Source organism: Roseobacter sp. N2S, assembly GCF_031454055.1.
GTDB lineage: Bacteria > Pseudomonadota > Alphaproteobacteria > Rhodobacterales > Rhodobacteraceae > Amylibacter.
The window spans coordinates 1-13,239 of sequence record NZ_JAVDQB010000002.1 but is presented as its reverse complement, the minus strand read 5'-3'; the positions used below and the strand labels follow the sequence as shown (position 1 = coordinate 13,239).

The window sequence follows — 13,239 nt, the reverse complement described above, 5'->3', positions numbered from 1 at the left end:
ACGGGGGCCTGCGGCGCGGATATTTTCAGAAAATGGATGTCCGTCGTCAGTTTTTGTAAACCGCGCAGGCGCAATTGAATTTGCGCAGGCGGTTGCATAATTGTTGGGCGCTTCCGCGGGACGGGGCGCCCAATCTGGCTACGAAGTAGGCCTGACGGCCTGTGACTTGTGGCTTTTTACGGATGTAATCGGGGATTTGTGTACCGATTTCAGCAGAGCAGCTTCGGGAATTGCGATCAAAGCTGCTCGCCGCTTTCGCGCGTGTGGAGCCTGAGGCCATTTGAACACCCCAAGCGGGCAGTTTGACAGGCGGGCGCAGGGACTTCGGGGCGCTAATCCGGCTGATTTTTGCCAAATCTAGGCAGGCGGCCATGAAGGGTTTGGTTTTATCCAAGCGCAGATTCAGGTTTTCGGGCGGTGCATCGCGCCAGTCCTCTGCGCTTTGCCCTGTAATAATGTTGACGTAGTCGCGGGTTTCACGGGGCAGTCCTGCGGTCTTGGCGACAAATTCCGCAGCCCGCCGTTCGCCGCCGTTATAGGCGACAGCGGCAAGGCCTATGGAGCCGAAGGTTGTGGCAAGTTCTGACAGGTATCGGGCGGAGTGGTCTATAGCCAAAGCGGGATTATAAGTAGCGGACAGGCCGCGTAATCTGGCCGTTTCTGGCATGAACTGCGCAACACCCTGCGCGCCGGCAGGCGACAGGGCGTTGGGATCAAACCGGCTTTCCTGCCAGATCAGGCGGGCCAAAAAATCCACATTCAGTTTGTGTAATGCAGCGGCGTCACGGATCGCCTGACATATATCAAACCCTACAAAGGCATCGCGAATGCACCAAGTCGCCCCCCAAGTGCCTGTATTGCACTGTCGGTCCGGAGGTTCTGCCAGCACGGGACTGGCCATCAGAAGTAGGGCAAAGAACAGGCGCATAAGCAGGCTTTATCGGCTCTAACGGGGCGGGTCGCGGTAAAATCGGGCTTTAAAATTCCTTTGACGGGGGTTAGGTGCAATAAAGCATCCCGTTTGTGAATACAATTCTATCAAGAGCAGCCCGTCAAATGTCCTTTTTCAAAAAACTCAAAGACCGCATGTTCAATTCTTCTTCGAAGATCGAAGAGGGGCTTGATGCCATTGTCGAAGACGGCGGTGTGATCGAGGCAGAGGCAGCGCAAGAAAACAGCGCGGCTGTTGAAGCTGCCCGTGTGGCGGACGAACAGGCCGCCAAACAAGCTGCCGAGCAAGCTGCTGCGCGCGAGGCATTGATTACCGCAAAAGCGGAGGCTGCTGAACTCGAAGCGGCCAAACAGCGTGCAGCGTTAGAGCAAGCACAGGCCCGTGAAGCAGCCCAGTTGGCCGAGGCAGCAGCAAAAGCTGCGGACCAGGAAGCGGCGCAACTGGCAGAGGCAGCAGCAAAAGCTGCGCGTGAGAGACAAGCGGTATTAGAGGCAGAAGCGGCTCTAGCGGAAGAAAATGCGCTAAAACAGCAGGCTGCGGAGGCTGCGCGTTTGGCGCAAGATCTGCGCACAAAAGAAGAACATACTGAAACTAAGAGTGAACATAAGGAAACCAAACAAGAACGTGTAACGACAGAGGCTGAAAAGCCCAGCTTGTTGGGGCGTTTGTTTGGGGGGCGTTCAGCAGAGAAGCCTACAGAGGGAAATGCCGATAGATCTGTTGATAAATCGGTGGTCCGCCGCGCTCTTGACGATGCCATGTTGGAAAGCATCGAGGATTTGTTGATCACGTCGGATATGGGCGTGGATACCGCCATGCGGGTCTCGGCAAATCTGGCCGAGGGGCGGATGGGGAAGCGCCTGTCCACGATTGAATTGAAGACTTTGTTAGCGGCCGAGGTTACACGGATCATGGAACCTGTGGCGCGCCCGATGCCAATCTACGCCAAACGTCCGCAGGTGGTTTTGGTGGTTGGGGTGAACGGTTCAGGTAAGACGACGACCATCGGCAAGCTGGCCAGCCAGTTCAAGGCGGCGGGCAAATCTGTGGTGATCGCTGCGGGTGACACATTTCGGGCCGCAGCTGTGGAACAGTTGCAGGTTTGGGGCGAGCGGGCAGGGGTTCCGGTGTTGACAGCACCCGAAGGGTCCGATCCAGCGTCATTGGCGTTTGAAGCCATGACCAAGGCAGAGGCTGACGGCGCGGATCTGTTGATGATCGACACGGCAGGGCGTTTGCAAAACCGTCAGGACTTGATGGAGGAACTGGCTAAAATCGTGCGGGTGATCCGCAAGAAAGACCCCGACGCGCCCCATAACACTTTGCTGGTTCTGGATGCCACCACGGGTCAGAATGCACTGTCGCAAGTCGAAATCTTTCAGAAGATCGCCGATGTGTCCGGTCTGGTCATGACCAAACTGGATGGCACTGCCAGAGGCGGGGTTCTGGTGGCGCTGGCGGATAAATTCGGCCTGCCGATCCATGCCATCGGTTTGGGCGAGCAGATCGACGATCTGGCCCCGTTTGACCCCGAAGAATTCGCCCGCGCCTTGACGGGGCTGGAGTAGGGCTTTGCTTTGGGCCTATTCTGGCGCGGTGTTGTCGTCTTCTTGCAGGGCATCATCCGGTTCTGGTGCTTTGGCCAGCCGATTGACAACCCAAAGGATAATCAACGCCATAACCGTTGCTTCCAAGCCAAGAATGATCCGTCCGGTGCCACAGCTTAACCCCACAGCGCCCACCAGCCACATGCTGGCCCCTGTGGTCAGCCCGTGTACTTTACCCCCGGAAATAATAATGGACCCCGCCGCTAGAAAGGCTACGCCCGATGTGATGGCCCCGATCAATTTGATCGGATCGGCACTGATGCGGCTGGCGTCTTCGGTTTCCAGCGCGATCAAGTCCAGCGCGATGATGGCGAACAGACAAGAGGCGAGCGACACCATCATATGGGTGCGCAACCCTGCGGCGCGGGCGTTGTTTTCCCGCTCCCAGCCGATCAACCCGCCAAGGATCGTGGCAGCCATCAGGCGGAACAGCACAATGCCAGGGGGCACGGCTGATCCTGAAATATGCAATTCATTGGCGAGGGCAGACAGCATGGCGGCTCCTAGAAACTGTGCAAAAACATGAGCGACTGGCTTCTTTCCCTAGACGGAACCGCTGAGGGACGCAATCTCGCGCTGGCTTTGGCGATCTTGGCGGCGGTATTACACGCAGTTTTCGGTGCGTTGCAAAAGGGGAAGCTGGACCCGTGGCTGGCGCGCGGCGCGATTGATGTCAGCTATAGTGTGATGTCATTGCCGATCATCCTGTTTGTGGTGCCTTGGCCTGAACCCCACCTGTGGCCGCTGCTGTTCGGCGCTATGGGCATCCATCTGGTCTATAAATTCTTTCAGGCGATGGCTTATTCGCGGGGCAGTTACACGGTGGTCTATCCTGTGGTGCGGGGCATGGGGCCTTTGGTGACCATGCTGTTTGTGGGCATCCTGTTCCATGACCGCTTTGAGGAGAGCTATAATCTGGTACAGTGGTTTGGCGTTTTACTGCTGTCTTGCGCGATTTTCACCTTGGGTGGCGTCAACCTGATGCAAGGCGGCATTGATCGCCGAACTATGGGCATGGGGCTGTTCTTCGCGGTGCTGACAGGGTTTGGTGTAGCCGCCTATACCACATGGGATGCCTATAGTGTGCGTGCCACGGTGAATCCGTTTACCTTTATCTTCTGGCTGTTTTTTCTGGACGGGCTGGTGTTTCCGTGGATCGCGCTTAGCCGCTATCGTAAAATGGCGGTGCAGCCGTCACTTTCATCCATGGCCAGCCGTGGCATCATTGGCGGATTGGTGGCTTTTGCCAGCTTCGGGTCGATCATGTTCGCAACCCGCCTTGATAAAGTCGGAGAGGTCGCCGTGCTGCGTGAAACATCCGTGGTGTTTGCCGCCTTGATTGGCTGGCTATTCCTGCATGAAAAAGTGGGGCTTTTGCGCGCGGGCCTGATGGTTGCCATTGCAGCGGGCGCAGTTTTAGTAGAATTTAGCGGCTGAGCAAAAACAAGGCAGGTTACATGACCGAGAAGACAATCAATCCGATGCTGAAACTGGGGCTGGAGCTGGGCCCCGTTGTGCTGTTTTTCGTGGCCTATACACGGATCAAAGACAGTCAGTTCGAGTTTTTCGGCCAAAGCTATGAAGGCTTTATCGTCGCCACCGCCGCGTTTATCCCGCTTTTGCTGATTTCTACCGGACTTTTATGGTGGCTGACGGGTAAACTGTCAAAGATGCAGTTGATGACGGCGGTTCTGGTTGTGGTCTTCGGGGGCATGTCCATCTGGTTCAATGATGACCGGTTTTTCAAGATGAAACCGACGATCATTTACCTTTTGTTTGGTGGCGCTTTGGGGGTCGGATTGTTGCAGGGCAAATCCTATTTACGCTCGGTTATGGATGAAATGGTGCCGATGACACAGGACGGCTGGATGATCCTGACCAAGCGGGTCTGCGCGTTTTTCCTGGGGCTTGCGGTCACCAACGAACTGATCTGGCGCTTGATGTCTACAGATGCTTGGGTCAATTTCAAAACCTTTGGTCTGACCGCGCTGGTGTTCGTTTTCTTCATCGCACAAGGCCCGCTGTTTTCCCGTTACAGTACCGAAGAAGAAAAACCCTAACGTTTCTCCAAGGTCATATGCTTGTTACCTGCTGAATATAGAGGGTTGTTCTAGAGAACCAACTATATATAGTTTTCTGTAAGGTGTTGGGCGGGTTGCCCCGCTCTGATGCCATTCAGTCGCAACAGAGCAGGGATGCGTTACGCCAATGACTTCCGAATTCACGCAAGATTTTATCCGAAATCCGGCCGGTATGCGAGACAGTCCCGCGCTGGTCTTAAACGCCGATTTCCGACCGCTGAGTTATTTTCCCTTGTCCGTCTGGCGCTGGCAAGAGGCGGTGAAAGCGGCCTATCTGGACCGTGTCACGGTTGTGGCCGAATACGACCGTGTCATTCATTCCCCAAGCACAATAATCCGTATTCCGTCCGTGATTGTGCTAAAGGATTACGTCAAACCCGCCCGCACAACGGCCTTTACCCGGTTCAACCTGTTTTTGCGGGATGAATTCACCTGCCAATATTGCGGATCGCGCGGGGACATGACCTTTGATCATGTAGTGCCGCGCTCGCGGGGGGGCAAAACGACCTGGCAAAATGTGGTGGCGTCCTGTGGCCCGTGTAATTTGCAAAAAGGCGCGCGATCCCTGCGTCAGGCCAGAATGAGCCTGCGTAAAACGCCAAACCAACCCTCGGCCAATCAACTGTTGAATGCAGGGCGCAAGTTTCCGCCAAACCACTTGCACGACAGTTGGATGGATTTTCTGTATTGGGATGCCGAACTAGAGGCTTAGGCGCGGTTAAAAGCGAATACAAACCTTACTTGCGTTGCGCGGCGGCCAGCCAGATCAGCGCTAGACCTAGGGAAATCACTGCATTCCAGCCCGCCATGGACAGACCGAACATGTCCCAAGGGATCTCATCACAGCGCACCATCGGGGCGGTCATGATCTGATCCAACAGGTCTTTGACCCCAATGTCGCTGATCGGCCCGGATGTGCAGGTCGTCGGACCTTCCCACCACTTTTGCTCTACACCCGCGTGATAAGCCCCGATTGCCGAGGTGCTGAGCGCCGCTGCCGCGCCACAAAATGCCAGTAACCGATGGGGGAATAATGCGCCAATAAGACCAATCAGCACCGCTACCGCATGGGGCCAGCGTTGATACAGGCATAATTTGCAAGGGGCCATATCCCCGATATGCTGAAAGCCAAAGGCTGCCGCCAGCATCAAGGCAGAACCAAGGGCCGCGATCAGGATCAAACGTTGTTGCATCAGAAGTATTTCACCGCCCAGAAACCGATCACAAGGACCACTACAAAGACAGTGAACACCAGCGACAGGCGACGTTCAATGAAATCCCTGATGGGTGCGCCGAAGTGCCACAAAAGGGTGGCCACCACAAAAAACCGCAATCCCCGTGCAATCACCGACCAGAACATAAAGGTCCAGAACGGCAGGCCTGTCGCCCCTGACGTAATGGTGATTACTTTATAGGGAAACGGAGTGATTCCAGCGAATAGCACTGCCCAGTGGCCTTGCTCGTTGAAGCGGGTTTTAAAGGATTCAAACGCCTCGGCTTTATGATAGAAGTCAAGGATCGGCTGGCCCAAACTGTTAAACAGCTCGGCCCCGATGTAGTAGCCAAAAGCACCCCCCAGAACCGAAGACACAGTACAGACTGCCGCCAGCATAAACGCCCGAGTCGGGGCGGCCAAAATCAACGGGATCAGCAGAATATCCGGGGGGATCGGAAAGATCGAGCTTTCCACAAAAGCCACGATAGCCAAGGCCGCCAAAGCCCAGCGCGATTGCGCCAGTGATAGGGTCCAGTCATACAATCTGCGTAGCACTGCGATGCCTCTCATTTTTGCCTGTCTTGCCCCGTTGCGCGTGCTGCGTCAAGGTGTTGGGCTGTGTGCACGTTCCTCAAGTGTGAAGCCTTGCGCCCTTTCGCACCGCCGCGTAAATTCAACTGTAAATGGATCAGGGAATTGCAAAATGAAATGGAAAGGCAGACAGGGCAGCCGCAATATTGAGGACCGTCGTAGATCTGGCGGGGCAGGGCGCGCAGCCGGGGGCATCGGCGGTGTCGGCCTGATTGCAGTTCTGGTAATCGGGTATTTTCTGGGCGTGGACGTCACGCCCCTGTTAAATTCCGGTGGTGGGCAAATCAGCGGCGAGACCTCAACCCAATTGACCCAAGCCGATGAACAGGCTGCTGAATTTGTTTCGGTAACACTGGCTGATACTGAAACCATCTGGTCCGAGGTGTTTGAAGAGCAGCTTGGCCAATCCTATCGACCTGCAACCTTGGTGCTGTTCAAAGGCGCCACCCAATCGCCTTGCGGCGGTGCCAGTGGCGCATCCGGCCCGTTTTACTGTCCGGTGGATAAAAAAGCCTATCTCGACACGGATTTCTTTACCACTTTATCCCGCCGCCTTGGCGCATCTGGCGATTTTGCCGCCGCCTATGTGGTCGCCCATGAAATCGCCCATCACGTCCAGAATGAACTGGGAATCCTTAGCCAAGCCAATAAAGCCCGCCAAAGTATGAGCCAGTCCGAAAGCAACCGCGTATCGGTCATGATCGAACTGCAAGCCGATTGCTTTTCCGGCATTTGGTCCCGCTACGCACAGGAACAACTGGGCACAATTGAACGGGGCGATCTGGCCGAGGCCCTAAACGCCGCCCGCCAGATCGGCGACGACACTTTACAGCGCAATGCAGGCCAACGCCCCAATCCGCACAGCTTTACCCACGGCACTTCGGCCCAGCGCGAAAGCTGGTTCCAACGGGGCTTTGAAACCGCCAGATTGCAAGATTGCGACACCTTCTCGGCCAACAGATTGTGACGCGGAAAAAAGAATGGGTAACAGGGTGAAAAACCTGTCTTTTCCCGTTGACGCGGATCAGCGGGACCGCTAAATCACCCAAGCGTTGCCCGAGTGGCGGAATTGGTAGACGCAGGGGATTCAAAATCCCCCGCCGCAAGGTTTGCCGGTTCGAGTCCGGCCTCGGGTACCACTATACTGTAGTGGAAAAGCGTATAAATCCTTACATTACATCACACTACAGCACCTTTCGGGGTGCTGTGCGTAGTGACGTGTGTACCCTTATACAGCACGTTACGCCTTGCAATTACGCAAATTTTACGCACACAATTACGCATGGCTTCTTTTAACAAACACAAAAATGGCTGGCGGGCGCAGGTCTACGTCGCGGGCAAACGAGCATCCAAAGTGCTTCCAAGCAAGTTGGAAGCAAAGGATTGGGCCGTTTTTAAGGAACAGGAGATGCGCGAGGGTGCTATTCTCAGCATTCCTTTCCCAGATTTGTTGGATCTCTATGACAAGCGAGTCAGTGTGAACAAGCTAAGTCACAAGTGGGAGTTGAAGCAGTTTAGAAAATTTCGGAACATTGATCTGGCTGGCAAGCTCGTTTCAGACATAACCAAAGCAGATGTGTCCTTATGGAAAGATAACCGACTGGCGATGGTATCTGGATCAACCGTTAATCGAGAAATGAACCTACTTAGCAACATCTTCACGATGGCTATCGAATGGGAATATTGCACGGTGAACCCTTGCAAAGGCGTTCGCCGCCCGAAAGATAACCCGTCACGCGACAGGCGGCCCACAGAGGAAGAGATCGAGCGTCTATCGTTTATTGCCGGGTTTGATGGAAGCGAGGTCACGTCACAGCGTCAGCGAATAATGGCCGCGTTTTTGTTCGCGATTGAAACGGCTATGCGTAAAAGTGAGATTTTAAGCCTGAAAGCGAATAGCGTTTCTGGGCGGGTGGCACATCTTCCAAAGACTAAGAATGGAACTGCGCGAAACGTGCCGTTGTCAAAGCGGGCGCTGGAGTTGTTTGAGCTTGTTGGCGGTGATTTCAAACTGTCGTTGAATCAGATCGACGGAGGCTGGCGGATTATGTGTGAGAAGGCTGCTGTCGTCGGATTGAATTTTCATGACAGCCGCCATGAGGCCACAACACGCCTTGCTCAAAAGCTGCATGTGCTTGATTTGGCACGAATGACGGGGCACAAAGATCTGAAAAAGCTGCAGATTTATTACAATGCCACGGCTGATGAAATTGCGGATAAGCTGGATTAGGCATCAAAAAGCATCCGGTTTCCGTTCCGTGACGCACATTTCAATTTTCCATCTCGGACCCGGCGTCGAATAGTCTCTTCGGAAACGCCCAACTGCTCCGCTTTTTCTGCGGTCGTCAGCGGCTTCTTGGGGCCTTCAAGTAACTTGCGCAGTGCTTTTAGTTCTTGGTTCATAGGGGCGATTGCGGCTTCAACAGCTAATTTGATTGCGGCTTCAATACTCATTTTCTTGCCTTTGTTTCGCGTGTTAGGTGTTCGAGCTCAGCCACAGCCATATTCGTTTCAGGCATGGTCACCGTGGCCTCGCAATACGTCCGCGCCACATGTCGAAATCGGTGCGCAGAGCGTGGAATTTGTTTTTTGCCGGCTTTTCGCTGTTCAACAGGCGGCGGCTGGTGATGCCGCAGCAGTCGCGCAGGTATTGGGCTGCGGCGCTGGAGCAGAATTGTTGACCGGGCATGCCGCAGCGGATGGCTGCGAAGCGCTGGAATTGATCATCATTGCACAACATCCCTGCTTGTTGCGCGCAGGGCAGATCGTCAAAGCGGTGGCGTGTTTCGGTTGGTGCCGTCATGCAGCCCTCGCCGTTGCGGCCGGGGCTTCAGGGTCACCGCCGCAGTGCAGGGCGAGGCTGATCAGGGTGCAGTCGCCAATGCCGTGCTGGCGGTCCAAAGCGACCTGTGCGGCGATGTGCAGATCATCCAGTCGGGTTGTGCCGCACAGGATCACAGGTAGCGTGCGAACGCCACCTGCGCATTCTTCAAATGTTATCATCCATTGTTGTTTCCAGTGGCCAAAAGGGGCGGCGGTGCTTGTGTCACCGCCGCCGAGTTGGCCCGACCTATTCAAGGGCAGGCGGCCCATTGACGAGGCTCGGTCGGGTATCTGGGGTTCTGCCATAGGACCTCCCTGTTGGGGCCTGCGAGAATGTACAGGTTCAATAGGAAAGCGGGCTGGCGTGTGTGTTTGCGTAGTCATTGCATCACCCCAAATTCAGGCTGCGATGATGTGGTGTCGTTAATAGTGGGTAGGTCGCGTCCGGCCATGTTCAGCATGCAGTGCGCTGTCTTACGCCAGTTGCGCACGACAGCGGCCTTGTCTTTGCCTTGGGCGAACACCTTGTAGACGGTGATTGCTAGCGCTGCATCGGCGGTCCATCGACCTTGCTGGATCGGGTCAATGATCTGACCGCCCGTTTCAATGGCGGTATTGGCCAGAAAGTCCCATTGCTCAGTTGCCGTGTCTTTCTGATTAAGCCGATTAAGAATGTCGCGGATTGCGGTGAAGAGGAGGAGCTCCGTCATGACGAAACTCCAATCAACTCATAGATGGTTGCGTTGCTTGATGGCTTTTTTCCGATCGGGCGCGCCAAGCCGTTCACAACCAAGTAACTGGCAGCGCTGCGCCCGGTGTCTTTGCTTGAAGTCGCCGATTTGCCCACCATTGCGCGAATGTCATTTGCGGTGAAGGGGCCGCCAGTCCATTTGGATATGAACCGCTTGGCGTTCTTCTCACTGCTGCCTTTTTTGGTGGATTTCTTTGAACGTACTACCGATATTTTGTGGCGGGGCTTGTGTCCCTCGGCCTTTGCCAAATCAAGCATAAGGTTCTTCATGCTTCACCGCCTTCCGGATCGGTGTCGCATCCACTGACTATAAGGGGTTCGTCAAAGCCCCAGGTGGTGGCGATGATCTCGGCAATGGCAGCCAGAAAGGGCAGGGCGCAGGCGATAAAGATCAGGAAAGTCATGATTTCACCTGCCTGTTGCAGGTGCGCACACGGTCTTCATCTGCGCGCGGTTGTTCTAATGTGGTTGCTATCATTTCGGTGCCTCCAAATATTGAGGCAACATAAATCTGAAAAAATCAGATTGTAAAGAAAATTATTCTGAAATATTCAGACATGATGAGTTTGCCAATTGCACACTCAGGGTTGATGGTGAGGGGTTATCTGAACCAAAAGTGGAAGCTGTGAGTGGGAAATGTATGTGTTTTGCAAAATGATTCGAAGGTTGTTACGTGCTTTGGGAGTTAATCAGAATTGGGTTTTCTCTCCGATCACGAGTTTTGGACGGAAAGAACCTTTTCTAAGGCATTTTGAACATCGCCAGGAAGCTGTAAAAAGTCGCCGTTGTAAACAAAATTGAAGTCAATTCTATGATTTCTATGTAGAAAACGGACAGTTGAAATTGCTGGTCGGCCAGCAATTTCTTGAGCGTGATAAGTCTTTGAATTGATCCCAATTGCAGCTGCGAAATCTTTTTGATGAGGATATCCCGCAGCAATTCGTGCCGCTTTTATCCGAACTGAAACAGCTTCATCGGAGTCATCGTTAAGTCTAAATAGTGTTTCGCGGGCGTTTATATTCATATCCTACTATTAGCGCAAAACTGTGGAAGTCTGAATAATCTAGATTTCCTTTCTTGACAGTCTGATATTTTCAGACAATTACTCCTGTTATGTTGAGCACACCTAGAGAATTAGTGGATGAGTTGGGCGGTTACCGAAAAGTAGCCGAGCGAATGGGTATTAGCGAAAAGACAATGCACGCATATTCGCAGGCCAAAAAACTGCCCCCTAAATGGTATACAGCCCTTTGTGAGTTGGCACGTGAAAAGAAGATTATGCCTCCGGCTCCTGATATCTTTGACTTCAAGCCGCTCGTTGAGATTTCTAGTCAAATAGTGACGAGACAGGAAGCTGACATGGCTACTCAAATAATTGTCTCCAAGAAAAAAATCCGAAATATCCACAGTGGGGATGGAGTATGACTGGTCGAGTTCCAGAACTGTATTATTCTCCATTATTCAAAACAAAAGGAGCCGCCATATGACTGCGGCCCCTTCTGCCCTTTCGACTGTCCATTCCAATGCAACGTCCAACTCACAAGGACAGCATAGGAGTAAACAGTTGGAAAAGTCTTTCAGAAAAAAATCACATAAAAACAGTAATTTGGATCGGCACACAGTGGATGCAGACCTTGCATGGGTTGGCAAAGCATTGTGGCGGGCCTTGCCTGAAGCGCAGTCAGAAAACGAATTGTGCGAGTTGGCTGCCCAGGTGCTGAGCACGGCCGATCACACCGTCACACCGCGCACAGTGAAAAACTGGGTGCGCGGGGATAATACACCGCATTTTCGCTATATCCGCTCCATTTTGGTGATGGCGGGGGCTGAAGCGGTGTTCAATTTGATCGACGCGGAGGCAGCATGATCTTTGGGGGCAAGGTGTTCTGGCGGATAGCTGGAAGGTTCTATCACAAGCGGTCGCAGCGCAGTCTGCGGCTGCATGGATTGTTTAAAGAGCGATCGGAAAAGTTTTTCCGACGGGTGAAGGGGCAGGGGTGATGGCGGTGATTATCCGTAGGGCGCCCGCAAGACGCGGTCTTCATTGGCAGTCCGAAGCAAGGAGGCGCTCCCATGAGCCATAAAGCGACAAATTGGTTGGCGGGGCTTGAGGCGCGCCAGATCGGCGCCAGTTAGTTCAGGGTGCTGTTCCATTTGTGTGATTGCCACAATCCATCGCAGGGATGTTTCCCGACGCAAGCCTACCTTCTGGAGGCCACGGGGGTGTCAAACGGGACGCTGAACAATGCGTTGAATGCGCTCGAAGGCAAGGGCCTGATCCGGCGTCACCGGGCTTGGGACAAGCGCTCGAAACGGCAAAAACCGACGCGCTATATTCTGGGTTTTGAGTTCGACAAATCAGGCGACCCGTCTCCAAAAACTGGAGACGGAAAACCCAAAAAGCCGTCTCCAAAATCTGGAGACGGAGCCGTCTCCAATTTAGGGGGTGACCCGTCTCCAATTTGGAGGGGTAGCCGTCTCCAGCCCACTGGAGAGGTAACCTGTAAAGAACCTGTAATTAACCAGCGCGGGGCGCGCGGGAAGCCGTTTTTTACCGCAGATGAGCGGTTCGAGGCAAAGCAGATTTCTGAATATATTCGAGGCGGTGGGGCGGTCAACGGGCAGCGCATTCCAAGGCGGGTCGCTGAGTGCCTGATGGCGGAAAAAATGATCGACGCGGTAGTGGCTAAACAAATCGGTTTGAGCTGAGAAAAGGGACAGTGGCAATGGAAACGGCAGAGCAGACAGAGACGGGTACAGCGCGGGTGAAGCGGGTGGTGCTGGAGCCTTTGGCGGAATTGGGTTTGGCACGACCTGCGGGCATGTCGGCGGCGTTGTTCGAAAAAGCCCAAAGCGGGTTTGCCAATAATCTGGGCTACATGAGCGAAGAGGGATTGCTGAGTTTGCGCCTGTCGATCGAGGGCAATCTGCTGGGGAAAAACAAAAACCGCTGGATGGATCCTGCGACGGTTTATGCTTGGGTCCGTTCCATCGAACCGGAGCCTGCAACCGAACCTGAACTGGTGCTGTCGTTTCTGCGCAGTCGGGCTGGCGAAGAAGCTTTGCGGGGCGGTTACGCGGCTGAACTGCGCAAATATCTGAGCAAATACCGCCGCCCGCCTTTGCCGAACTTTCTGCATCGTCTCGGCGTTGAAGCCGAGGCAAATCAAAGCCGTGTTGTGCGCATTGAAGAAAACCGCGCCTGCGGCCGCGCCCGC

The 13,239-nt window shown here is 54.1% G+C and carries 21 protein-coding genes and 1 tRNA gene; 11 read left to right on the top strand and 11 right to left on the bottom strand.

Annotation, left to right across the window (positions count from 1 at the left end; translation table 11 throughout):
- Window positions 1–46: 46 nt before the first annotated feature.
- Entirely contained in the window at window positions 47–928 is an 882-nt protein-coding gene (locus GGE09_RS06005; protein ID WP_309744906.1) for a lytic transglycosylase domain-containing protein, read from the bottom strand.
- 128 nt (window positions 929–1,056) lie between these two features.
- Between GGE09_RS06005 and ftsY the strand changes: the two genes are divergently transcribed.
- Window positions 1,057–2,520: a signal recognition particle-docking protein FtsY gene (ftsY, locus tag GGE09_RS06000; protein ID WP_309744904.1), complete on the top strand. Its 1,464-nt coding sequence runs from the start codon at window positions 1,057–1,059 to the stop codon at window positions 2,518–2,520.
- Between the two features lie 15 nt (window positions 2,521–2,535).
- Here the strand turns inward: ftsY and GGE09_RS05995 are convergent, their stop codons facing one another.
- On the bottom strand, window positions 2,536–3,054 hold the full coding sequence (locus GGE09_RS05995; protein ID WP_309744902.1) for an MgtC/SapB family protein: 519 nt from the start codon (window positions 3,052–3,054) through the stop codon (window positions 2,536–2,538).
- Window positions 3,055–3,081: 27 nt separating this feature from the next.
- On the opposite strand from GGE09_RS05995, the gene GGE09_RS05990 reads away from it, so the two are divergent.
- The 3 genes from GGE09_RS05990 (at window position 3,082) to GGE09_RS05980 (ending at window position 5,352) form a co-directional block, all read left to right on the top strand.
- Complete coding sequence (locus GGE09_RS05990) at window positions 3,082–3,996, top strand: EamA family transporter (RefSeq protein WP_309744899.1); 915 nt, start codon at window positions 3,082–3,084, stop codon at window positions 3,994–3,996.
- A 20-nt stretch (window positions 3,997–4,016) separates the two neighbouring features.
- Entirely contained in the window at window positions 4,017–4,619 is a 603-nt protein-coding gene (ispZ, locus tag GGE09_RS05985) for a septation protein IspZ (RefSeq protein WP_309744897.1), read from the top strand.
- Between the two features lie 148 nt (window positions 4,620–4,767).
- Window positions 4,768–5,352, top strand: a complete 585-nt coding sequence (locus GGE09_RS05980) for an HNH endonuclease (RefSeq protein WP_309744895.1) — start codon at window positions 4,768–4,770, stop codon at window positions 5,350–5,352.
- A 25-nt stretch (window positions 5,353–5,377) separates the two neighbouring features.
- Here the strand turns inward: GGE09_RS05980 and GGE09_RS05975 are convergent, their stop codons facing one another.
- Together GGE09_RS05975 and GGE09_RS05970 are read right to left on the bottom strand one after the other, a co-directional pair.
- Window positions 5,378–5,833 (bottom strand): disulfide bond formation protein B, encoded by a 456-nt coding sequence (locus GGE09_RS05975; protein ID WP_309744893.1) that lies wholly within the window; start codon window positions 5,831–5,833, stop codon window positions 5,378–5,380.
- The gene (locus GGE09_RS05970; protein ID WP_309745792.1) at window positions 5,833–6,411 is read right to left on the bottom strand and encodes a YqaA family protein; all 579 of its coding nucleotides are present in this window, start codon (window positions 6,409–6,411) and stop codon (window positions 5,833–5,835) included. The genes GGE09_RS05975 and GGE09_RS05970 overlap by 1 nt, the downstream gene beginning before the upstream one ends.
- Window positions 6,412–6,559: 148 nt before the next feature.
- Here GGE09_RS05970 and GGE09_RS05965 point away from each other — a divergent pair, with 148 nt between their 5' ends.
- From GGE09_RS05965 to GGE09_RS05955, 3 genes are all read left to right on the top strand, one after another.
- Window positions 6,560–7,414, top strand: a complete 855-nt coding sequence (locus tag GGE09_RS05965) for a neutral zinc metallopeptidase (RefSeq protein ID WP_309744891.1) — start codon at window positions 6,560–6,562, stop codon at window positions 7,412–7,414.
- Window positions 7,415–7,501: 87 nt separating this feature from the next.
- Window positions 7,502–7,586: transfer RNA gene (locus GGE09_RS05960), tRNA-Leu, on the top strand.
- 143 nt (window positions 7,587–7,729) lie between these two features.
- Entirely contained in the window at window positions 7,730–8,677 is a 948-nt protein-coding gene (locus GGE09_RS05955; protein ID WP_309744889.1) for a site-specific integrase, read from the top strand.
- Here GGE09_RS05955 and GGE09_RS05950 read toward each other — a convergent pair.
- The 7 genes from GGE09_RS05950 to GGE09_RS05920 all read right to left on the bottom strand — a co-directional run bounded on the left by GGE09_RS05950 (window position 8,674) and on the right by GGE09_RS05920 (window position 11,045).
- Complete coding sequence (locus GGE09_RS05950; RefSeq protein ID WP_309744887.1) at window positions 8,674–8,901, bottom strand: helix-turn-helix domain-containing protein; 228 nt, start codon at window positions 8,899–8,901, stop codon at window positions 8,674–8,676. The two genes, GGE09_RS05955 and GGE09_RS05950, sit on opposite strands and share 4 nt — an antisense overlap.
- A 67-nt stretch (window positions 8,902–8,968) precedes the next feature.
- Complete coding sequence (locus tag GGE09_RS05945) at window positions 8,969–9,250, bottom strand: hypothetical protein (RefSeq protein WP_309744885.1); 282 nt, start codon at window positions 9,248–9,250, stop codon at window positions 8,969–8,971.
- Window positions 9,247–9,576, bottom strand: a complete 330-nt coding sequence (locus tag GGE09_RS05940) for a hypothetical protein (RefSeq protein ID WP_309744883.1) — start codon at window positions 9,574–9,576, stop codon at window positions 9,247–9,249. Before GGE09_RS05940 ends, GGE09_RS05945 begins: the two co-directional genes overlap by 4 nt.
- Before the next feature lie 74 nt (window positions 9,577–9,650).
- Entirely contained in the window at window positions 9,651–9,980 is a 330-nt protein-coding gene (locus tag GGE09_RS05935; protein ID WP_309744881.1) for a hypothetical protein, read from the bottom strand.
- Window positions 9,977–10,291 carry a hypothetical protein gene (locus tag GGE09_RS05930; RefSeq protein ID WP_309744879.1) on the bottom strand — a complete coding sequence of 105 codons (315 nt, stop codon included), beginning with the start codon at window positions 10,289–10,291 and terminating at the stop codon, window positions 9,977–9,979. Before GGE09_RS05930 ends, GGE09_RS05935 begins: the two co-directional genes overlap by 4 nt.
- Entirely contained in the window at window positions 10,288–10,425 is a 138-nt protein-coding gene (locus GGE09_RS05925) for a hypothetical protein (protein WP_309744877.1), read from the bottom strand. The genes GGE09_RS05930 and GGE09_RS05925 overlap by 4 nt, the downstream gene beginning before the upstream one ends.
- A 308-nt stretch (window positions 10,426–10,733) precedes the next feature.
- A complete protein-coding gene (locus GGE09_RS05920) occupies window positions 10,734–11,045 on the bottom strand; it encodes an XRE family transcriptional regulator (RefSeq protein ID WP_309744875.1) in 312 nt (103 codons plus the stop codon).
- Window positions 11,046–11,197: 152 nt separating this feature from the next.
- On the opposite strand from GGE09_RS05920, the gene GGE09_RS05915 reads away from it, so the two are divergent.
- The 4 genes from GGE09_RS05915 to GGE09_RS05900 all read left to right on the top strand — a co-directional run.
- Window positions 11,198–11,446 carry a hypothetical protein gene (locus GGE09_RS05915; protein WP_309744873.1) on the top strand — a complete coding sequence of 83 codons (249 nt, stop codon included), beginning with the start codon at window positions 11,198–11,200 and terminating at the stop codon, window positions 11,444–11,446.
- 58 nt (window positions 11,447–11,504) lie between these two features.
- Window positions 11,505–11,888 (top strand): hypothetical protein, encoded by a 384-nt coding sequence (locus tag GGE09_RS05910; protein WP_309744871.1) that lies wholly within the window; start codon window positions 11,505–11,507, stop codon window positions 11,886–11,888.
- A 275-nt stretch (window positions 11,889–12,163) separates the two neighbouring features.
- Window positions 12,164–12,730, top strand: coding sequence for a helix-turn-helix domain-containing protein (locus tag GGE09_RS05905; protein ID WP_309744869.1), 567 nt, complete (start codon window positions 12,164–12,166; stop codon window positions 12,728–12,730).
- A gap of 17 nt (window positions 12,731–12,747) precedes the next feature.
- Window positions 12,748–13,239 (top strand): hypothetical protein (locus GGE09_RS05900; RefSeq protein WP_309744867.1); only part of this gene is annotated, 492 nt, incomplete at its 3' end.